This is a genomic window from Variovorax sp. F042, assembly GCF_057814215.1.
In genome coordinates this window covers 266,520-286,136 of record NZ_JBVASX010000006.1, presented here as the reverse complement: position 1 = coordinate 286,136, position 19,617 = coordinate 266,520, and the positions used below count along the sequence as shown (strand labels likewise).

Annotated in this window: 19 protein-coding genes; 14 read left to right on the top strand and 5 right to left on the bottom strand. The window is 66.9% G+C overall.

Going from position 1 to position 19,617, the window contains the following annotated elements; all coding sequences use genetic code 11:
* Positions 1 to 90 precede the first annotated feature (90 nt).
* Positions 91 to 1,044 carry a helix-turn-helix transcriptional regulator gene (locus ACZYSP_RS20895; protein WP_093174760.1) on the bottom strand — a complete coding sequence of 318 codons (954 nt, stop codon included), beginning with the start codon at positions 1,042 to 1,044 and terminating at the stop codon, positions 91 to 93.
* Between the two features lie 163 nt (positions 1,045 to 1,207).
* Between ACZYSP_RS20895 and ACZYSP_RS20890 the strand changes: the two genes are divergently transcribed.
* The 9 genes from ACZYSP_RS20890 (at position 1,208) to ACZYSP_RS20850 (ending at position 10,360) form a co-directional block, all read left to right on the top strand.
* The gene (locus ACZYSP_RS20890; protein ID WP_093057059.1) at positions 1,208 to 1,699 is read left to right on the top strand and encodes a DUF4863 family protein; all 492 of its coding nucleotides are present in this window, start codon (positions 1,208 to 1,210) and stop codon (positions 1,697 to 1,699) included.
* 123 nt (positions 1,700 to 1,822) lie between these two features.
* Positions 1,823 to 3,373 (top strand): 3,4-dehydroadipyl-CoA semialdehyde dehydrogenase, encoded by a 1,551-nt coding sequence (locus ACZYSP_RS20885; protein WP_489016290.1) that lies wholly within the window; start codon positions 1,823 to 1,825, stop codon positions 3,371 to 3,373.
* Between the two features lie 30 nt (positions 3,374 to 3,403).
* Positions 3,404 to 4,951: a benzoate-CoA ligase family protein gene (locus ACZYSP_RS20880; RefSeq protein WP_489016288.1), complete on the top strand. Its 1,548-nt coding sequence runs from the start codon at positions 3,404 to 3,406 to the stop codon at positions 4,949 to 4,951.
* Positions 4,948 to 5,754 (top strand): alpha/beta fold hydrolase, encoded by an 807-nt coding sequence (locus ACZYSP_RS20875; RefSeq protein ID WP_489016286.1) that lies wholly within the window; start codon positions 4,948 to 4,950, stop codon positions 5,752 to 5,754. Before ACZYSP_RS20880 ends, ACZYSP_RS20875 begins: the two co-directional genes overlap by 4 nt.
* Positions 5,751 to 6,935: an ABC transporter substrate-binding protein gene (locus tag ACZYSP_RS20870; RefSeq protein WP_093057063.1), complete on the top strand. Its 1,185-nt coding sequence runs from the start codon at positions 5,751 to 5,753 to the stop codon at positions 6,933 to 6,935. Before ACZYSP_RS20875 ends, ACZYSP_RS20870 begins: the two co-directional genes overlap by 4 nt.
* 149 nt (positions 6,936 to 7,084) lie before the next feature.
* Positions 7,085 to 7,957 (top strand): branched-chain amino acid ABC transporter permease, encoded by an 873-nt coding sequence (locus tag ACZYSP_RS20865; RefSeq protein ID WP_093057064.1) that lies wholly within the window; start codon positions 7,085 to 7,087, stop codon positions 7,955 to 7,957.
* Between the two features lie 5 nt (positions 7,958 to 7,962).
* On the top strand, positions 7,963 to 8,913 hold the full coding sequence (locus tag ACZYSP_RS20860) for a branched-chain amino acid ABC transporter permease (RefSeq protein ID WP_371258807.1): 951 nt from the start codon (positions 7,963 to 7,965) through the stop codon (positions 8,911 to 8,913).
* Positions 8,910 to 9,659 (top strand): ABC transporter ATP-binding protein, encoded by a 750-nt coding sequence (locus ACZYSP_RS20855; RefSeq protein ID WP_093057066.1) that lies wholly within the window; start codon positions 8,910 to 8,912, stop codon positions 9,657 to 9,659. The genes ACZYSP_RS20860 and ACZYSP_RS20855 overlap by 4 nt, the downstream gene beginning before the upstream one ends.
* Complete coding sequence (locus ACZYSP_RS20850; RefSeq protein ID WP_093076543.1) at positions 9,659 to 10,360, top strand: ABC transporter ATP-binding protein; 702 nt, start codon at positions 9,659 to 9,661, stop codon at positions 10,358 to 10,360. Before ACZYSP_RS20855 ends, ACZYSP_RS20850 begins: the two co-directional genes overlap by 1 nt.
* Before the next feature lie 43 nt (positions 10,361 to 10,403).
* Here the strand turns inward: ACZYSP_RS20850 and ACZYSP_RS20845 are convergent, their stop codons facing one another.
* Genes ACZYSP_RS20845 through ACZYSP_RS20835 form a run of 3 tightly spaced genes read right to left on the bottom strand, consistent with a single transcriptional unit; the run spans position 10,404 to position 11,983 of the window.
* On the bottom strand, positions 10,404 to 10,862 hold the full coding sequence (locus ACZYSP_RS20845; RefSeq protein WP_489016282.1) for a hypothetical protein: 459 nt from the start codon (positions 10,860 to 10,862) through the stop codon (positions 10,404 to 10,406).
* Positions 10,863 to 10,887: 25 nt separating this feature from the next.
* The gene (locus ACZYSP_RS20840; protein WP_489016280.1) at positions 10,888 to 11,595 is read right to left on the bottom strand and encodes a Crp/Fnr family transcriptional regulator; all 708 of its coding nucleotides are present in this window, start codon (positions 11,593 to 11,595) and stop codon (positions 10,888 to 10,890) included.
* A gap of 7 nt (positions 11,596 to 11,602) precedes the next feature.
* Positions 11,603 to 11,983 carry a DUF1090 domain-containing protein gene (locus ACZYSP_RS20835; RefSeq protein ID WP_258351997.1) on the bottom strand — a complete coding sequence of 127 codons (381 nt, stop codon included), beginning with the start codon at positions 11,981 to 11,983 and terminating at the stop codon, positions 11,603 to 11,605.
* 153 nt (positions 11,984 to 12,136) lie between these two features.
* Between ACZYSP_RS20835 and ACZYSP_RS20830 the strand changes: the two genes are divergently transcribed.
* The 4 genes from ACZYSP_RS20830 to ACZYSP_RS20815 all read left to right on the top strand — a co-directional run bounded on the left by ACZYSP_RS20830 (position 12,137) and on the right by ACZYSP_RS20815 (position 17,201).
* Positions 12,137 to 13,057, top strand: a complete 921-nt coding sequence (locus tag ACZYSP_RS20830; RefSeq protein WP_093057071.1) for a beta-keto acid cleavage family enzyme — start codon at positions 12,137 to 12,139, stop codon at positions 13,055 to 13,057.
* Positions 13,058 to 13,100: 43 nt separating this feature from the next.
* Complete coding sequence (locus ACZYSP_RS20825) at positions 13,101 to 14,309, top strand: ABC transporter substrate-binding protein (RefSeq protein WP_489016277.1); 1,209 nt, start codon at positions 13,101 to 13,103, stop codon at positions 14,307 to 14,309.
* Between the two features lie 2 nt (positions 14,310 to 14,311).
* Entirely contained in the window at positions 14,312 to 15,262 is a 951-nt protein-coding gene (locus ACZYSP_RS20820) for a 3-hydroxyacyl-CoA dehydrogenase NAD-binding domain-containing protein (protein WP_489016275.1), read from the top strand.
* Between the two features lie 127 nt (positions 15,263 to 15,389).
* A complete protein-coding gene (locus ACZYSP_RS20815) occupies positions 15,390 to 17,201 on the top strand; it encodes a feruloyl-CoA synthase (protein WP_489016273.1) in 1,812 nt (603 codons plus the stop codon).
* A 3-nt stretch (positions 17,202 to 17,204) separates the two neighbouring features.
* On the opposite strand, the gene ACZYSP_RS20810 is transcribed toward ACZYSP_RS20815, so the two are convergent.
* Positions 17,205 to 18,122: a LysR family transcriptional regulator gene (locus tag ACZYSP_RS20810; RefSeq protein WP_093057074.1), complete on the bottom strand. Its 918-nt coding sequence runs from the start codon at positions 18,120 to 18,122 to the stop codon at positions 17,205 to 17,207.
* Between the two features lie 118 nt (positions 18,123 to 18,240).
* On the opposite strand from ACZYSP_RS20810, the gene ACZYSP_RS20805 reads away from it, so the two are divergent.
* The gene (locus ACZYSP_RS20805; RefSeq protein WP_097197508.1) at positions 18,241 to 19,608 is read left to right on the top strand and encodes an MFS transporter; all 1,368 of its coding nucleotides are present in this window, start codon (positions 18,241 to 18,243) and stop codon (positions 19,606 to 19,608) included.
* The last annotated feature ends 9 nt before the right edge of the window (positions 19,609 to 19,617 follow it).

Genomic DNA, 19,617 nt, shown 5'->3' with positions numbered 1-19,617 from the left:
AATGCACTTTCTTGCTCCGATGACATGCATCATGCTGCATGCAAATAGGCAAGTCAATGCCTAGTGCACTTTTTTTCAGATTTCAGGCGCCTAGACCAGTCCCATGGACTGGCGGGCGACGGAGCGCAAGGCCTGGAAGCTCTGCGACAAGGTCTTGCCGCTCGTATCCACCGACAGATCGGCCTTCGAATAAAAGGCGGCCCGGCCATTCAGGATGCGGCGCAGGTCTTCCATCGCTTCCTTGCTGGCCGCCATCGGGCGGGTGTCGCCCTGCGCGGCCACACGGCCCATGTGCTCCTCGGGCGCGGCCTGCAGCCACACGGTGGTGCAGTGCGCGAGCAGTTCGTTGAAGGTGGCCGGGTCTGACACGATGCCGCCGGGCGTGGCGATGACCACCTCGCTGTAGATCTGCACAGCCTCCTCGAGCGCGCGGCGCTCGTAGCGACGGTAGGCGTTGGTGCCGTACAGGTCGTGGATCTCGCGCACGCTGCAGCCGGCGAGCTTCTCGATCTCGCGGCTCAGCTCGATGAAGGGCAGTTCCAGGTCTTCGGCCAGCATCTGCCCCAGCGTCGACTTGCCCGCGCCGCGCAGCCCCACGAGGGCGATGCGCCGGTGCCGCGCCGGGTCGACAGAGGCGGTGCCCAGCAACTCGCCGAGCGCCACGCGCACGCGGCGCAGGTCGGCTTCGCTGCGGTGCTCGAGCAGTTCGCGGATCAGCAGCCACTCGGGCGAGCTGGTCGTGACGTCACCCACCAGTTCGGCCAGCGAGCAGTGCAGCGCACCGGCCACCTGCTGCAGCACCAGGATCGACGCGTTGCCGATGCCGTATTCAAGATTCGCCAGGTGGCGCTCCGACACGTCGGCCGAAATAGCCACCGCCTTGCGCGTGAGGCCGCGCTGCGCGCGCAGGTTGCGCACGCGGTCGCCCAGCGCCACCAGCAGCGGATTCTTCGCCTCCCCGGCGACGGCGTGACCCTGGGCACCGTTGCTGCCGTTGCCGCTTTCCAGCGCGGCAGCCAGCCCCGCGTCTACATGCTCATTCATGCAATTCCTCGTTCTTCGCCGGGATTGTGCGCGCTCAGGGTAAACACCATAGATGCACTATATTGCTTGACACTCATTGCCTCGATGCTTATTGTTCGGCCACACGCAAGATACTGCACGCACAGTGATCCTGCAAGGTAGTTCCAAAGTTCGAGGCCCCACAATGTCCGACAGCAGCACTCCCGCTACCGGCAAGGAAGCATTTCACCAGCTGATCGCCGGCCTGACCGCCGAGATTGCCGGCAGGCCGCTCGACGGCACGCTCGACCAGTGGCTCAACGCCACCCACGGCGCGGGCAGCGCCAGCTTCGAACAACTGCGCCAGGCCTGCATCGGCGGCGTCGCCGAAGGCTGGCTCTGCGAACGCGAAGGCGGCGGCATCAGGTACGGCCGCGTCTTCAAGGCCGAAGACGCGCTGCACCGCTTCTCGGTCGACGTGGTCGACATGAAGGACATCGCCGGCCCGCACCACACGCATCCGAACGGCGAGATCGACCTGATCATGCCGCTCGACGACAGCGCCGCCACCTTCGACGGACGCCCCGCGGGCTGGTGCGTCTACGGGCCCGGCACCGCGCACCGCCCGACCGTGGCCAGTGGCCGCGCGCTCGTCCTGTATCTGCTGCCCGAAGGGCAGATCAAGTTCACCGTATGAAGCACTCCCCCAGGCTTGCCCACTTCGTGTGGCCGCCAACCCCCTCGCCGGGGGCAACACCAGCGGCCCGGCAAAGCCGGTTCCGCGGTGTTCCCCGAACCTGCCCACGTTGAGACCCATCGAATGACCGAGCTCCTTTCCAACTACGTCGCCGGCCGCTGGCAAAGCGGATCGGGCGCCGGTACGCCCCTGTTCGACCCGGTGCTGGGCACCGAGCTCGCGCGCGTCGATGCCACCGGCCTCGACCTGCCCGCGGCCTTTGCCTTTGCACGCGAACAGGGTGGTGAGGCGCTGCGCGCCCTCACCTACCGCCAGCGCGCCGTCTTGCTCGCAGCCATCGTGAAAGTGCTACAGGCCAACCGCGATGCTTATTACGAGATCGCCACCGCCAATTCAGGCACGGTGAAGAACGACTCGGCCGTCGACATCGACGGTGCGATCTTCACGCTCGGCCAGTACGCGAAATGGGGCGACACGCTCGGCGACGTGCGTGCGCTGCGCGACGGCGAAGCCGTGAAGCTCGGCAAGGAGCCGGTATTCCAGTCGCAGCACCTGCAGGTGCCGACGCAGGGCGTGGCGTTGTTCATCAACGCCTTCAACTTCCCCTCGTGGGGCTTGTGGGAAAAGGCTGCGCCCGCGCTGCTGTCGGGCGTGCCCGTGATCGTGAAGCCCGCCACGGCCACCGCCTGGCTCACGCAGCGCATGGTGAAGGACGTGGTCGATGCAGGCGTGCTGCCCGCTGGCGCGCTCTCCATCGTCTGCGGCAGCTCGGCCGGCTTGATGGATGCGCTGCAGCCCTTCGACGTGGCCTCGTTCACCGGTTCGGCCGAGACGGCCGCAGTGATCCGCTCGCACCCCGCCGTGGCCGAACGCTCGGTGCGCGTGAACATCGAGGCCGACAGCCTCAACAGCGCCCTGCTGCTGCCCGGCGCCGCGCCCGGCAGCGAGGCCTTCAACCTGCTCGTGCGTGAAGTGGTGCGCGAGATGACGGTGAAGTCGGGCCAGAAATGCACGGCCATCCGCCGCATCCTGGTGCCAGCCGAGGTGTACGACGCGGCGGCCGAAGCCATCGGAGCCAAGCTCGCGGGCATCACCGTCGGCAATCCGCGCAACGAGAGCGTGCGCATGGGTTCGCTCGTGAGCCGCGCGCAGTTGAACGCAGTGCGTGAAGGCCTCGACGCACTGGCCGCGCAAACAACTGTGCTGCACGATGGCCGCAACAAGCCGCTGATCGACGCCGACCCGAACATCGCCGCCTGCATCGGCCCCGTGCTGCTTGGCGCGCGCGATGCCGATGCGGCGCAGCGCGTGCACGACGTGGAAGTGTTCGGCCCCGTGGCCACGCTGCTGCCCTACCGCGACCTCGCGCACGGCATCGCGCTGGCGCATCGCGGCCAGGGCTCGCTCGTCACCTCTCTATATGGCAGCGACGACGCAGCTCTGGCGCAAGTCGCGCTGTCGGTCGCGCCCAGTCACGGCCGCGTGCACGTCATCACCCCCGAAGTGGCACAGGCCCACACCGGCCACGGCAACGTGATGCCGATGTCGCTGCATGGCGGCCCCGGCCGCGCGGGGGGCGGTGCAGAGCTCGGCGGGCTGCGAGCGCTCGATTTCTATCACCGCCGCAGCGCGGTTCAGGCGAGCCCCGGCGTCATCGCCGCGCTCGGCCTCTAGAACAAGAACACGGCCGAAGGAGACAAGACCATGACCCTGCCCACACGATTCAACTTCGCCGAGCATCTGTTCGCCCTCAACCGCGGCCGCGCCGAACGCACCGCCTACATCGACGACCGCGGCACGCTGAGCTACGGCCAGCTCGAAGACCGCGCGCGCCGCCTGGCCGCCGCGCTGAAGGCCGCAGGCATCCGGCGCGAAGAGCGCGTGCTGCTGCTGATGCTCGATGGCAACGACTGGCCCGTGAGCTTTCTCGGCTGCCTCTATGCCGGCGTCGTGCCGGTCGCTGTCAACACGCTGCTCACGCCCGACGACTACGCCTACATGCTCGACCACAGCCGCGCGCAGGCGGTGCTGGTGTCGGGCGCGCTGCTGCCCACGCTGCAGGAGGCGATGGCACGCGGCGGCCATGAAGTGCACACGCTGTTCGTGTCGCAGCCCACGGGCGCCCTGCCCGATGGCGCGAAGGAATTCAATGCCGCGCTCGCCGCCGTCGAGCCCCTGGCGTCGCCCGTGACAACCGCTTCCGATGACCCGGGTTTCTGGCTGTACTCCTCCGGCTCCACCGGCAAGCCCAAGGGCACGGTCCACACGCACGCCAACCTGTGGTGGACGGCCGAGCTCTACGGCAAGCCTGTGCTCGACCTCACCGAGAACGACGTGTGTTTCTCGGCCGCCAAGATGTATTTCGCGTACGGCCTCGGCAATGCGCTGACCTTCCCGCTCACCGTCGGCGCCACCGTCGTGCTGATGGCCGAGCGGCCCACGCCCGACGCCACCTTCCGTCGCTGGGTGGAGCACAAGCCCACAGTGTTCTTCGGTGCGCCCACGGGCTTCGCGGGCATGCTCGCATCGCCCAAGCTGCCGGCGCGCGAAGCGGTGGCGCTGCGCATGTGCTCATCGGCCGGTGAAGCCTTGCCGGGCGAGATCGCTCAGCGCTTCAAGGCGCACTTCGGCTGCGAGATCATCGACGGCATCGGCTCGACCGAGATGCTGCACATCTTCATCTCCAACCGCCCCGGCGACATCCGCTACGGAACCACCGGCAAGCCGGTGGACGGCTACGAGGTCGAGCTGCGCGGCGAAGACGGCCGCCCGGTGCCCGACGGCGAAGTGGGCGACCTCTACATCCGCGGCCCCAGCTCGGCCCTGATGTACTGGGCCAACCGCGAGAAGTCGCGCGAGACCTTCCAGGGCGGCTGGACCAAGAGCGGCGACAAGTACACACGCGACGCGGACGGCTACTTCACCTACGCCGGCCGCAGCGACGACATGCTCAAGGTCAGCGGCATCTACGTGTCGCCCTTCGAGGTCGAGGCCACGCTGATGCAGCACCCGGCCGTGCTCGAAGCGGCAGTCATCGGCAAGGAAGACGCCGAAGGGCTGACCAAGACCAAGGCTTTCGTGGTGCTGAAAGACGGCAGCGCGGCAACCGAGGAAGAGCTGAAGGCCTTCGTCAAGGAACGCCTCGCGCCATATAAATACCCGCGCTTCCTGGAGTTCGTGAGCGAGCTGCCGAAGACGGCGACCGGCAAGATCCAGCGCTTCAGGCTGCGCGAGCGCGAGAAGCAGGCATGAGCACGCCCGAGTTCGCCGCCATCGACTGGCGCGGTCGCACTGTGCGCATCGAGTGCCAGTGGATCGCCCCCGAGCGCACCGACGCCCCGCTCATCGTGTTCCTGCACGAAGGCCTCGGCTCCGTCGCCATGTGGAAGGACTTCCCCGCGCGAGTCTGCGAAGCCGCCAGCGCGCGAGGCCTGGTCTTCTCGCGCCCCGGCTACGGCCGCTCCACCCCGCGCGCCGACGACGAAATCTGGGACGTCGACTTCATGCACCGCCAGGCGCACGAAGTGCTGCCCGCCCTCTTCACCGCGCTGGGGCTCGGCGATGAAAAGCCCTGGCTCTTCGGCCACAGCGACGGCGGCTCGATCGCGCTGCTGTACGCCGCGCGCTTTCCCGGAAAAGTCGAAGGCCTGGTCGTGCTCGCTCCGCACATCTTCGTGGAAGACAAGACCGTCGCGAACATCGAGATCGCCCGCACCGCGTACCTGGGCACCGACCTGCCGAAGAAGCTCGGCCGCTATCACGACAGCGCCGACTCCGCCTTCTGGGGCTGGAACCGCATCTGGCTGCACCCGCCCTTTCGCGACTGGAACATCGAGGCGGAGCTCGACACCATCCGCTGCCCCGTGCTTGCCATGCAGGGCATCGACGACGAGTACGGCACGCTCGCGCAGATCCGCGGCATCGCCGCGCGCGTCAGTGGTTGCGAGCTGCTCGAAATCCCTGAATGCGGGCATTCCCCGCATCGCGATCAGCCGGATCGTGTCATCGTCGCGGCCACTTCTTTCATCACCAAAAACAGGAGACAGACACCATGACCCTTCCCACCTCCGTGCGTACAGCCCGACTGGCCCTCACGGCCATCGCTTTCGCCGCGCTGGCCTCGGCCGCCGGCGCCCAGGGCACCGGCAAGCTCAAGGTCGGCCTGATGCTGCCCTACAGCGGCACCTACACCGCCCTGGGCGTGGCCATCGAGAACGGCTTCAAGCTCTACGTCGACGAGCAAGGCGGCAAGCTCGCCGGCCGCGAGATCGAATACTTCAAGGTCGACGATGAGTCCGACCCCGCCAAGGCCACCGACAACGTCAACAAGCTCATCAAGCGCGACAACGTCGACGTGATCGTCGGCACCGTGCACTCGGGCGTCGCGATGGCCATGGCCAAGGCCGCCAAGGAAAGCGGCACCGTGCTGATCGTGCCGAATGCCGGTGCCGACGCCGTGACCGGGCCGATGTGCGCGCCCAACATCTTCCGCAGCTCGTTCAGCAACTGGCAGCCGGCCTTCGCCATGGGCGAAGTGGCGGCCAAGCAGCAGGGCAAGAAGAAGGCGATGACCATCACCTGGAAATACGCTGCCGGCGACGAGTCGGTCAACGGCTTCAAGGAAGGCTTCGAGAAGAACGGCGGCAAGGTCGACAAGCAGCTCACGCTGCCCTTCCCCAACGTGGAGTTCCAGGCGCTGCTGACCGAGATCGCGGCGGCCAAGCCCGATGCGGTGTACGCCTTCTTCGCGGGCGGCGGCGCGGTGAAGTTCGTGAAGGACTACCAGGCCGCAGGCCTGAACAAGACCATTCCTCTGTACGGCCCCGGCTTCCTGACCGACGGCACGCTCGATGCGCAGGGCGAATCGGCACAAGGCATGCTGACCACGCTGCACTACGCCGACGGCTTGAACACCGCGCGCGACAACGCCTTCCGCGTCGGCTATGCCAAGGCCTTCAAGCTGCAGCCCGACGTGTACGCCGTGCAGGGTTACGACGCGGCGCAGATGCTGGGCGTGGGCCTTGCCGCCACCAAGGGCGACATCGGCAAGAAGGCCGAGTTCACGGCCGCCATCGAGAAGGCCAGGATCGACAGCCCGCGCGGCACGTTCACGATGAGCAAGTCGCACAACCCGGTGCAGGACATCTACCTGCGCAAGGTCGAGGGCAAGGAAAACAAGCTGGTGAGCACGGCCATCAAGGGACTGGCCGACCCAGCCCGCGGCTGCAGGATGTAAATAGGCTCACCCCCAGGCTTCGCTCACTTCGTGTGCTGCGCCAACCCCCTTGCAGGGGGCGACACCTGCGGCCCGGCAAAGCCGGTTCCGCGGTGTCCCGCGCAGTGCATTCCCATTGAACAACGATCCCGCCCAGAGAGAACCTCCTCGTGGATTTCGGAACCTTCTTGGTCCAGTGCCTGAACTCGGTTCAGTACGGACTCCTGCTCTTTCTCGTGGCCTCGGGGCTGACGCTGATCTTCGGGATCATGGGCGTCATCAACCTCGCCCACGGCAGCTTCTACATGATCGGTGCGTACATGGCGTTCGCGCTCGCGCCGCTGTTCGGCGACCAGTTCCTGCTGATGCTGGTGGCCGGCGTGGTGCTGGCCGCCGTGTTCGGCTACCTGCTCGAATGGGCCTTCTTCAGCTACCTCTACCAGCGCGACCACCTGCAGCAGGTGCTGATGACCTACGGCCTGATCCTGGTGTTCGAGGAACTGCGCTCCATCCTGGTGGGCAACGACGTGCACGGCGTGAAGGTGCCCGCATGGCTCGACGGCAGCTTCGCGCTGGGCAATGTCATGAGCTACCCGTGGTATCGCCTCTTCGCCTCGGCCGCCTGCATCGTGCTGGCCGTGGGGCTGTACTGGGTGGTCAACCGCACGCGGCTGGGCATGATGATCCGCGCCGGCGCAAGCAACCGCGACATGGTGCGTGGCCTGGGCATCGACGTGAAGCGGCTCTACCGCATCGTGTTCGCGGCCGGCGTGGCGCTGGCGGCGCTGGCCGGCATGATCGCCGCGCCGATGTCCTCGGTGTACCCGAACATGGGTGCGAGCGTGCTCATCATCTGCTTCGTGCTGGTGGTGATCGGCGGTATCGGCTCGATCACCGGGGCGCTGGTGGCCTCGCTGCTGGTGGGCTTCGTCGACACCTTCGGCAAGGTGTTCTTCGCGGACCTCAGCGGCATCGGCATCTATCTTCTGATGGCCATCGTGCTCATATGGAAGCCCGAGGGGCTGATGGGGAGGCGGCCATGACAGCCATGAAAAAAAACGCCTTCCTCCTGCCCGTAGCCTGCGCGGTGGCCATCGGCATCGCCGGTCCGTTGCTGGGCAACTATGCGTCGGACTTCATCGTGAAGGTGATGATCCTGTCGATCTTCGCGCTGAGCCTGGAGCTGCTGGTGGGCATGACGGGTCTCGTGAGCCTGGGCCACGCGGCGTTCTACGGCATCGGTGCGTACATGACCGTGCTCGCCTCGGGCAGCGAGGGCGGCAACTTCGCGCTGCTGCTGCCGCTGGCCATGGGCGCGGCGGCGCTCTATGCGCTGTTCGTCGGTGCCTTGAGCCTGCGCACGCGCGGCGTGTACTTCATCATGGTGACGCTGGCCTTCGCGCAGATGGCCTTCTTCGTGTTCCACGACACCAAGGTCGGCGGCGGCAGCGACGGCATCTACATGTATGTACGCCCTGCCATCGGCGCGCTCGACATGGAGAACCGCACGGTGCTGTTCTACGTGGTGCTGGCGTCGCTGGTGTTCACCTACGGGCTGCTGGCACTCATTCGCCGCTCGCGCTTCGGCGCAGCGCTGGCCGGCATCCGCGTGAACGAGCAGCGCATGCGCGCGGCAGGGTTCGCGGTGTATGGCTACAAGCTCGCGGCCTTCGTGCTGGCCGGTGCGCTGGCCGGGCTCGCGGGTTTCCTGCTGGCCTCGCGCGACGGCGTGGTCAACCCGGAGCTGATGGCATGGCACAACTCGGGCGAAGTGCTGCTGATGGTGATCCTCGGCGGCCTCGGCCATCTGCGCGGCGCGGTGATCGGCGCCATCGCGTTCACGCTGCTGAAGGAAATCTTCTCGACGCATGCGGTGATGGGCCCGCTGGCGGACCACTGGCAGCTGACGCTGGGGCTGACGATCATCGTGTTCGTGGCGCTGCTGCCCAAGGGGCTGATCGGCCTGGTCCAACGCCTGTCGCCGAAGGGGGCCGCATGACGACCGCACTGCTTTCCGTCGAAGGCCTCACGCGCCGCTTCGGCGGCCTCACGGCCGTCAACGCCGTCACGCTCGACCTGCACGTCGGCGAAGTCCATGCGGTGATCGGCACCAATGGCGCGGGCAAGTCGACGCTGATCAACATGCTCTCCGGCGAGATCGAAGCCTCCGAAGGCCGCATCGCGCTCGACGGCGTGGACATCACCGGCCGCGCCCAGTCGAAGCGCGCGCGCGACGGCGTGGGCCGCAGCTACCAGCGCACGACCATCTTCCCGGAGTTCAGCGTGCACGAGAACTGCCGGCTCGCCGCGCAAGCCGCCACGCCCAAGCCCTGGGCGTTCTGGCAATCGTCGAAAGATTGCGCCACCAGCAACGCATCGGCCGACGCGGCGCTCGAAGCTGCCGGCCTCGCCCATGAAGCGGGCCGCATCGCCGGCACCATGAGCCACGGCGCGCAACGCCAGCTCGAAGTGGCCATGTGCCTGGCGACCAACCCGCGCGTGCTGCTGCTCGACGAGCCGCTCGCCGGCATGGGCGCGGAGGAAACCGACCGCATGCTCACGCTGCTCGCACGGCTGAAAGCCACGCATGCCATCCTGCTGGTGGAGCACGACATGGACGCGGTCTTCCGCATTGCCGACCGCATCACGGTGATGGTGAACGGCACCGTCATCGCCACAGGCAACCCCAAAGAGATTCGCGAGAACCCCGAAGTGCGCACCGCCTACCTCGGAGAAGACCACTGATGCTCATCGTCCGCGATCTCAACACCTACTACGGCAACAGCCACATCCTGCGCGGCGTGCACGCCGGCATTCCGGCGGCCACATCGGTCGGCCTGCTCGGGCGCAACGGCATGGGCAAGACCACGCTGATCCGCACGATGATGGGCTACGTGCGCCCCGCCTCGGGCGAAGTGCAGGTCGACGGCCGCACCGTCACCGGCCTGCCGCCCGAGAAGATGGCGCGGCTGGGCATCGGCTACGTGCCCGAGGGCCGCGGCATCTTTCCGAACCTGTCGGTGCGCGAGAACCTCGTGATGAGCGAACGCGCCGGCATCGACGGCCGGCGCGAGTGGACCTTCGACCGCGTGATGGCCACCTTTCCGCGACTTGCCGAGCGGCTATCGCACGGCGGCCAGCAGCTGTCGGGCGGCGAGCAGCAGATGCTGTCCATCGGCCGCGCGCTCATGACCAACCCGCGCCTCTTGATACTCGACGAGGCCACCGAGGGTTTGGCGCCGCTGATCGTGGCCGAGATCTGGCGCGTGATCGGCGAGATCCGCGCGACCGGCATCGCCACGCTGATCGTCGATCGCGACTACCGCAAGGTGTTGGCGCACACCGATCTTGCGGTGGTGATGGAGAAGGGGCAGATCGTGCGGCACGGGGCCTCGGCCGATCTGCTGGCCGAGCCGCAGGCGCTGGAAGAACTGCTGGGCGTGTAGAAGGGGTGCGCCCGCATGCGGTTGCGGCTGACGCAGTGAGCAATCAGGCCACGCGCTGCTTGAGAACAGTCGGTTCGATGGCCGGCGCCGGCCAGAGCTGCAGGTGGTAGCGATCGCTGCCTTCCAGCCCGTCTTCGGAAAGCGTGTCCAGGCCCGCATAGCAGGCACGCAGCCTGTAGATTCCGGGCGCAACGGGAATGCGCGCCGCATCGGGAAAGTAGTCGGTACAACCGGCGATGACCAGGTTGGCGCTCTGCGTCACCAGGGTGCATTCGACGACATGCTCCCACTGGTCAAGATCGAGCGGGCTTTCCGTGTCGAGGATCTCGACGGTGACGGGCACGTCCATGTTGCGAACGGTGCCGATGCCGACGACGCCGGCTTCGGTCGCAAGCATGCGTTCCACGGCTTCGTCTGTCCACGCATCGGAGAGATCGCCATCTGCGGCCTCGTCCTGGATGTAGAACTGGAAGTAGTCGGCAAAGATGCTGAATTCATGCATGGGGCGTACTCCGATTCCTTTTTTGCTATTCGATGAAGCGCCGCAGCCCTTCAAGATCGATCACGGTGATGCCACCGTACTCGATCCGCAGGAAGCCCGCTTCCTTCAGCCGGTTCAGCGCCGCATTGCACCGCTGACGCGACACGCCCGAGAGATTCGCAATCTCCTCCTGCGAGGTCTGCAGGTGCGGCTCGCTCCCCGGATGCAGCCACGGGTGGAACAGCCCCGCCAGCGCGCGCGCCACCTGGCTGTCGGCATCGAGCAGCCGGTGCGCCGCGTAGTTGCCCATGAACCAGTGCAGCCGCTCGTTGATCTGCTGCAGCAGGAAGTGGTCGAAGCCGCGCTGCGTGCGGTGCAGCCACTCGAAGGTCTCCAGCGGCAGCTGCGCCACGCGGCTCGGGCGCAGCGCGATGATGTCGGCCGAACGCGGCAGCGCTCGCAGCAACGTACCCTCGCCGAACCAGCTGCCGACCGAGAGCCCGCCGAAGGTCACGGAGCGTCCGTCGCTCGAGGTGATCGACCACTTGAGCAGCCCTTCGAGCGTGCCGTACCAGTGCAGTGGCGTGTCGCCGCGCCGGCACAGTGCGGCACCCGCGGCCACGTCGACCTCGCGTATCTCGTCGAGCACGCGCTCGCCCGCCGCCACGTCGAGCAGCGGGAACCAGGCCGAGCCCTGGAGCAACTGGGGAATCGCGAGCGATGCCGCCTGGATGGCGGGCCTGGTCGTGGGCATCTTCTTTTTACTGCGCGCCCTTGAGCTGTTGCAGCTCGGCCTGCGCTTCACGCAATTTTTCTTCGCGGTCTGCGATCTTGTCGGCACGGCCCTTGTGCTGGGCCTCGCGCAGGTCACGCTCGCGTTCTGCCACTTTGCGTTCCTGGCTGCGAATGCGCCGCTGGTGCTCTGCCGCCAGCTTCGCGTCGCTGCAGGTGCGGCGCACTTCGCCTAGCGCCTTTTCGAGCCCGCGCACGCGCTGCTTCTGGCCCTTGGCCTTGGCCGCCTCGATGTCGCGGCCAATGGCCTCGCGCTTGGCTTCGCAAGTGGCGGGGCCTGCCGGTTGCGCGAGCGTCCAGGTCGAGGTCAGCGCGGCCGCGGCGGCCAGGAGGATGGGCAGTAGTCTCATTGGTTCTCCTTGATGCGCGCAATGGCGCTGGGGCGACTTTAGCGTTTGGCGCAGCGTAAACCCTGCCCCCAAATGTCGTCGCGATGACTGAGTGCAAATGCGCCCCAAAAAATAATGACGCGCCCCCATGAAAGACACCAGGAGTCCCCGAGCATGTCGAAGCGCAAAGTGATCGTGACCATCGCCCCTACCGGCGGCATGGCGCACAAGTCGCAGAACCCCCACCTCCCCACGCAGCCCGCCGAAATCGCTGCCGACGTGCTGCGCTGCTGGAATGCCGGCGCCAGCGTGGTGGCCATCCACGCGCGCCGCCCGGACGACGGCGCCACCTGCAACGCCGACGTGTACCGCGACATCAACAGCCGCATCCGCGCGGGCGGCAGCGACATCGTCATCAACAACTCCACTGGTGGCGGCGTGCACGGCGACATGGTGAAGCCGCTGGCCGGCGAGCGCTGGGAGATCGCATGGGAAGAGCGCATCAAGGGCATGGACGCCGGCGCCGAGATGTGCACGCTCGACGCGACCACGCTCAACCTGAGCTTCGAGGGCAGGCAGATCCTGATGGACACGCCCATCACCCGCGGCCGCGAACTGGCCGCCGGCATGAAGGCGCGCGGCATCAAGCCCGAGTGGGAGGTGTTCAGCCCCACGCACATCCTGCAGGACACGACCACGCTGATCCAGGAAGGCCACGACGACGAGCCCTACTTCATCAACCTGGTGATGAACGTGCACCGCAACTTCCAGAACGCGATGCCCTACTCGCCGCGCTTCCTGCAGATGATGGTCGACACCCTGCCCAAGGGCAGCATCTTCTGCGTGAGCGGAATCGGCCCCTCGCAGCTTGAAGCCAACGTGGCGGCGCTGCTGCTGGGCGGCCATGCGCGCGTGGGCCTGGAAGACAACCTCTACTTCCGCCAGGGCGAGCTGGCCACCAACGTGCAGCTCACCGAGCGCATCGTGCGGGTGATACGCGAGCTCGACATGGAGGTGGCCACGCCGGCCGAGGCGCGGCAGATGATGGGCCTGCCGCGCGTAGGCACGCCACGGCCCGAGTTCGCGCTGGGCTGACGACGAAGAAGAACCAGAACAACGAACGAACGGAGACAGGCACATGAACATTTCCCGCACCGCCCTGGCCCTCGCCCTGGGCACGGCTTTCGCAGCAAGCGCCTTTGCCCAAGTGTCCGACGACGTGATCCGCATCGGCTTCATCAGCGACATGTCGGGCATCTACCGCGACTACGACGGCCCGGCGGGCGCCGAGGCCATCCGCATGGCCATTGCCGACATGGGCGGCGCCATCGGCGGCAAGAAGATCGAGCTGGTCACGGCCGACCACCAGAACAAGCCCGACATCGCCGCCGCGAAAGCACGCGAGTGGTTCGACGTGCAGAAGGTCGACATGCTGATCGCCGGCGTCAACTCGGGCGCGGCCATTGCGATGGCTGGCGTGGCAGCCGACAAGAAGAAGCCGTACTTCGTGGTGGGCTCGGGCGCGTCGAGCCTCACCAACGAGTACTGCTCGCCTTACACGGTGCACTACGCCTACGACACGGTGGCCATGGCACGCGGCACTGCGAGCGCGGTGGTCAAGGCTGGCGGCAAGAGCTGGTACTTCGTGACGGCCGACTACGCCTTCGGCGCGGCGCTGCAGAACGACGCGGCCAAGATCGTGCAGGCCAGTGGCGGCACGGTGGCGGGCTCGGTGAAGCATCCGCTGGGCGCGAGCGATTTCTCTTCGTTCATGCTGCAGGCGCAGGGTTCGAAAGCGCAGGTGCTGGCGCTGGCCAATGCGGGCGGCGACACAGTCAATGCCATCAAGTCGGCGGCGGAGTTCGGCATCAGCAAGAACATGAAGCTGGCCGGCATGATCATCACCATCAACGACGTTCATGCGCTGGGCCTGAAGAGCTCGCAGGGCATGTACCTCACCGACAGCTGGTACTGGAACCAGAGCCCCGAGGCGCGCGAATGGGCGCGCCGCTTCTTCGACAAGCACAAGCGCATGCCCTCCTCCTTCCATGCCGGCGACTACTCGGCCGCGATGCAGTACCTGCAGGCCGTGAAGGCCGCGGGCAGCGACGATGCCGACAAGGTGATGGCGCAGTTGCGCAAGACGAAGTTCAATGACATGTTCGTCAAGGGCGGCTGGCTGCGCGACGACGGGCTGATGGTGCACGACATGCACCTGATGCAGGTGAAGACGCCGGCCGAGTCGAAGGAGCCATGGGACTATTACAAGGTGGTCGAGCCGATCCGCGGCGAGGCCGCATGGACCACGAAGGCAGAGAGCCGCTGCGCGCGGTGGAAATCAGCATGAGCATGAGCACTTCTTCTTCGAGCGTGAAGCGCGTGGCGGTTGTCGGCACCGGGGTGATCGGTGCGAGCTGGGTCGCGTACTTTCTCGCGCACGGGCTCGACGTGAACGCGACCGATCCGTCGCCCGGCGCCGAAGACAGGCTGCGCGCTGCGGTGGCGCAGCACTGGCCCACGCTGGAGCGCTTCGGCCTGGTGCCGGGTGCGTCGGTAGACCGGCTGCGCTTCCACGACAGCCTGGAAGACGCGGTGTCCGTGGCCGACTTCGTGCAGGAGAACGGCCCCGAGCGCATGGATTTCAAGATCGACCTGTTCCGCCGCATGGATGCCGCCGCGCCGCCGGAAACGATTCTTGCGTCGAGCTCGTCGGGCCTTGCGATCAGCGGCGTGCAGTCAGGCTGCGCGCATCCACAGCGCGTCGTTCTGGGGCATCCGTTCAACCCGCCGCACCTGATTCCACTGGTGGAGGTGATCGGTGGCGAGCAGACCTCGGCCGAAGCCATCGAGCGCACGATGAACTTCTACACGGCCATCGGCAAACGGCCGATCCACGTGAAGCGCGAGGTGAAAGGCCACATCGCGAACCGGCTGCAGGCGGCGCTGTGGCGCGAAGCCTTCCACCTCGTCAACGAAGGCGTGGCGAGCGTGGCCGACATCGACACGGCCATCGCGCACGGACCCGGCCTGCGCTGGGCGGTGATGGGGCCGTTCATGAACCTGCATCTCTCGGGCGGTGCGGGCGGTATCGAGCACGTGCTCGCGCACCTGGGTGGGCCGATCGAGGACTGGTGGAAGGACCTGGGCGCGCCGTCGATGACGGCAGATCTCAAGCAGAAAGTGACGCAAGGCGTGGCCGACGAACTGGGCTCACGCCGCACCAGCGACCTTGAAGCTGCGCGCGACACCCTGCTGTTAAACCTGATTCGCGCGAAGGCAGAGACCGGCAAGCTCGACTAGATGAAAGCTTGCTTTTCGATTTTTCGCGTTGTTCGTTCGGGGTGCGATCACGCCGACGGGGGACATTCGCGGAGGGGAGTACCCGGTGTCATTCGCACACGCCCTGAACAAACCCCGGAACACTGAAATGACCGACTTCCTCAATGACGAAAGCCTGATCGCCCCACCCCGCACGGTGCGCATCGACTTCGACGACGGCTCGTTCACATTGCGCTCGCCAATGGCGCTGAAGCCCTACGCACGCTGCATCGGCGAATGGCTGGAACGGTGGGCCACGGAAACGCCCGACGCACTGGCCTTCGCCGAGCGCGACGAAACAGGCGAAGGCTGGCGCAAGCTCGACTACCGTGCGCTGCGCCAAACAGTCGGCTCCGTGGCGCAAGCCCTGCTCGACCTGAACCTGCCGGCAGGCCAGCCGGTGGTGATCCTCTCGGACAACGCCATAGACCATGCCGTGCTGATGCTCGCGACCATGCACATCGGCCGCACCGCGTGCTCGCTCTCCAGCGCCTACTCGCGCATGGCCAAGGACCCGTCGCGACTGCACGGCATGCTGCAGGCGCTGAAGCCCGCGTTGATCTATGCATCCGACGCCAAGATATACGGCGCATCGCTCGCGGGCTGTGGCGTGGAAGCGGTCACGGTGTTCAGCCGCAACGCCGATGCGCATCCCGGTGCGATCGGGTTTGAACGATTGCTCGCAGCGAAGGAAACACCCGCCGTCATGCAGGCCTTCGCCGACGTGCTGCCCGATACGCACGCCAAGTACCTGCTGACCTCCGGCTCCACCGGCAAGCCCAAGGTGGTCATCAACACGCACCGCATGCTTTGCGCCAACCAGCAGATGATGGCGCAGACTTGGCGCTTCCTCGCGCAGGAAAAGCCGGTGCTGGTCGACTGGCTGCCCTGGAGCCACACCTTCGGTGCGAACCACAACCTGCACATGGTGCTGTGCCACGGCGGCGCGCTCTACATCGACGAGGGCCGGCCCGCGCCGGGGCTGATCGAGAAGACGGTGCGCAACCTGCGCGAGGTGAAGCCCACGCTGCTGTTCAACGTGCCGCGCGGCTTCGACATGCTGCTGCCCTTTCTCGAAGCCGACGACGCGCTGGCCGCCGAAGTGTTCTCGCGGCTAAGGCTTGCCTTCTATGCGGCGGCGGCGCTGGCGCCCTCCACCTGGCAGCGGCTCGAAGCGGTGGCAAAGCGCGTGCGGCCCACGCGGCCGCTGTGGCTCACCACCTCGTGGGGCGCGACAGAGACTTCGCCCGCCATCACCTCCGCGCACTGGAAGCTCGACGGCGCCGGCTGCATCGGCGCGCCGCTGCCGGGGCTGGAGCTGAAGTTCGTGCCCAACGGCGAGAAGCTGGAGATGCGCGTCAAGGGCGTCTCGGTGTTCCCCGGCTACCGCGATGCGCCGCGCGAAACGGCGCAGGCTTTCGACGAAGAAGGCTACTACCGCATCGGCGACGCCGGCTTTCTCGCGAACCCGGTGCAGCCCGCGCATGGCGTGATCTTCAACGGCCGCGTGGCGGAAGACTTCAAGCTCTCGACCGGCACCTGGGTGTCGGTGGGCACGCTGCGCGTGAAGCTGGTGTCGATGCTCGCGCCGCATGCGCAGGACGTGGTGCTCACCGGCCACGACCGCGACGAGATCGGCATGCTGGTGTTTGCGAGCCCGCAAGGCGCGGCGCTGCCGCCGGAGGCCATGGGCGAGCGCATCGCCGGCGTGCTGCGTTCGCTGCGCGACGAAGGCGCGGGCTCCTCGCAATGCCCGGCCTGCGCGCTGGTGCTGGCCGAGCCGCCGAGCCTCGATGCGGGCGAGATCACCGACAAGGGCTACATCAACCAGCGCGCGGTGCTCACGCGACGCGCGGCGGACGTGGCACGCCTGCACGCCCTTGCCGATGACGACCTGCAGGTGGTGCGGCTGCGCGCCTGATCATCACGAAGGCTGCTCGAACAGCGCCAGCAGCGTGTTCTTCAGCCACTGGTGCAACGCGGAGGTCTCGTGCCGCTGGTGCCAGAACAGTTCGATGACGCGCGCCGGTGCCTCCAGCGGCACGGGCATCCGGCGCAGGCCGGCCAGGCGCGCGGGCTCGAACTTCTCGGACCACGGCAGCACCGCGATCAGGTCGGAGCGGCGCACCACTTCGTACGCCGCGCCGTAGTGGTTCACCGTCGCGACCAGGTTGCGCTGCAGCCCTCGGCTGTGCAGGAACAGGTCGTAGGTCGGCGTGGTCTTGCCGACAAGGCTCACGTCCACATGGCGCGCCGCGAGGAATTTCTTCAGCGGAATCCTGTCGGCGCGCGCCAGCGGATGCCCGGTGCGCATGACGCACACGAAGTCAGGTGACCACAGCGCCCTCGACTTGAGAAACGCCGGCCGCTGCACTTCCTCGTTGTAGACGCTGATTGCGAAGTCGGCCTTGTTGTCGGCCAGCACCTTGTCGAAATCCACCAGTGTGTTGGGAATGGCGTGGATCAGCATCGACGGCGCCGCCTTGCTGAGCTTGCTGGCCAGCCGCGGCACCACGATGCCCGAGACGTAGTCGGACATCGCGATGCTGAGGCTGGCGGTGCTGCGCAGCGCATCGAAGCGCTCCAGGTCGAGCGTGCCGCGAATCGCATGCAGCGATTGCGACAGCGGCTCCCACAGGTCGATGGCCCGCCGCGTCGGGTTGACGCCGGCCCCGCTGCGCACGAACAGCGCGTCGTCGAAGGTCTCGCGCAGCCGGCGCAGCGCGTTGCTGACCGCGGGCTGCGTCAGCGACAGCTTGCTGGCTGCACGCGTGACGTTGCCCTCGGTCATGAGGGCCTCGAACACCTTCAGCAGGTTGAGATCGGCGGAGCGGTAGTTCATCGTGCGGCCTGACCATTCACTGAATCAATAAACACAATCACACGTATAAATTTGTCGTGATATCCCCGCGATCCTACGATCTGCCGCTTCTCTGCACCACCGAAGTCGAGGGATTCACATGACCATGCTGTCGGCCCGCATCGAGCGCCTGCCGTTCTCCGGTTTCCATCGGCGCCTGCTCCTCATGGGAGGACTGGGCTACACCTTCGACGCGATGGACGCCGCGGTGATCGCCTTCGTGCTGCCGGTGCTGCGCACCGAATGGGGGCTCAGCAGCGTGCAGATCGGCGTGCTGGCCAGCGCGAACTTCATCGGCTTTTTCTTCGGCGCCCTCGCGTCCGGCACCTGCGGCGACCTGTTCGGGCGGCGCGTGGTGATGATGTCGGCACTGGCGATCTACTGCGTGGCGTCGCTCTTCAGCGGCATGGTCGATAGCTGGACGGTGTTCCTCGGGCTGCGCATCGTGGCCGGCTTCGGCGCGGGCGCCGAGAGCGCGATCATCGCGCCCTACCTGTCGGAGTTCGTGGCGCGCCGCTACCGGGGCACCTTCACCGGCGCGCTGGCGGGCTTCTTCTCGTTCGGCTTCGTGGCGGCAGCGCTGCTGGGCTACTTCATCGTGCCGGCGCATCCGCAGGGCTGGCGCATCGTCATCTTCATCACCGCGATGCCGGTGGTGCTGCTGCTGTGGTGGCGGCGCGCGCTGCCCGAGTCGCCGCGCTGGCTGGAAAGCCAGGGGCGGCAGGCCGAGGCCGGGACCATCGTGGACGCGATGGAGTCCGAGACCGTGCAGCGCGGCCTTGCGCTGCCCGCGCTCAACGCAGAGGACGTGGCCGCCCCGCCGCCCAGCAACAGCCGCGGCAGCCTGCTGAAGAACTACGCCACGCTGGTCTCCGGCAAGCTCATCCGCATCAGCACCATGACCTGGCTGATGTGGCTGGCGATCACCTTCAGCTACTACTCGTTCTTCACCTGGATTCCGAGCCTGCTGATCCAGAACGGCATGACGATCACCAAGAGCTTCGGCTACTCGCTGGTGATCTACCTCGCGCAGATTCCGGGCTACTTCTCGGCCGCGTGGCTCAACGAGAAGATCGGCCGGCAGGCCACCATCGTGAGCTACATGCTGCTGGGCGGGCTCTCGGCGCTGGGGCTGGCCTTCACGCACAGCGACGGGCAGATCATGGCGGCGGGCGTGCTGCTGTCCTTCTTCATGAACGGCACCTATGCGGGCGTCTATGCCTACACGCCGGAGGTTTTTCCGACGCAGGTGCGCGCGACCGGCTCCGGCCTGGCGTCGGCCATCGGGCGCATCGGCGGCATCACGGCGCCTATCCTGGTGGGCTTCATCTATCCGGCGCTGGGCTTCGCGGGGGTGTTCGGCATGACGACGGCAGTGCTGCTGCTGGGCGCGGCGGCCGTCACCTTCATGGGCATCCCGACGCGCGGCCGTTCGCTGGAAGACATTGCGGCCGCCGAACTTTCCTGACTCAGGGCA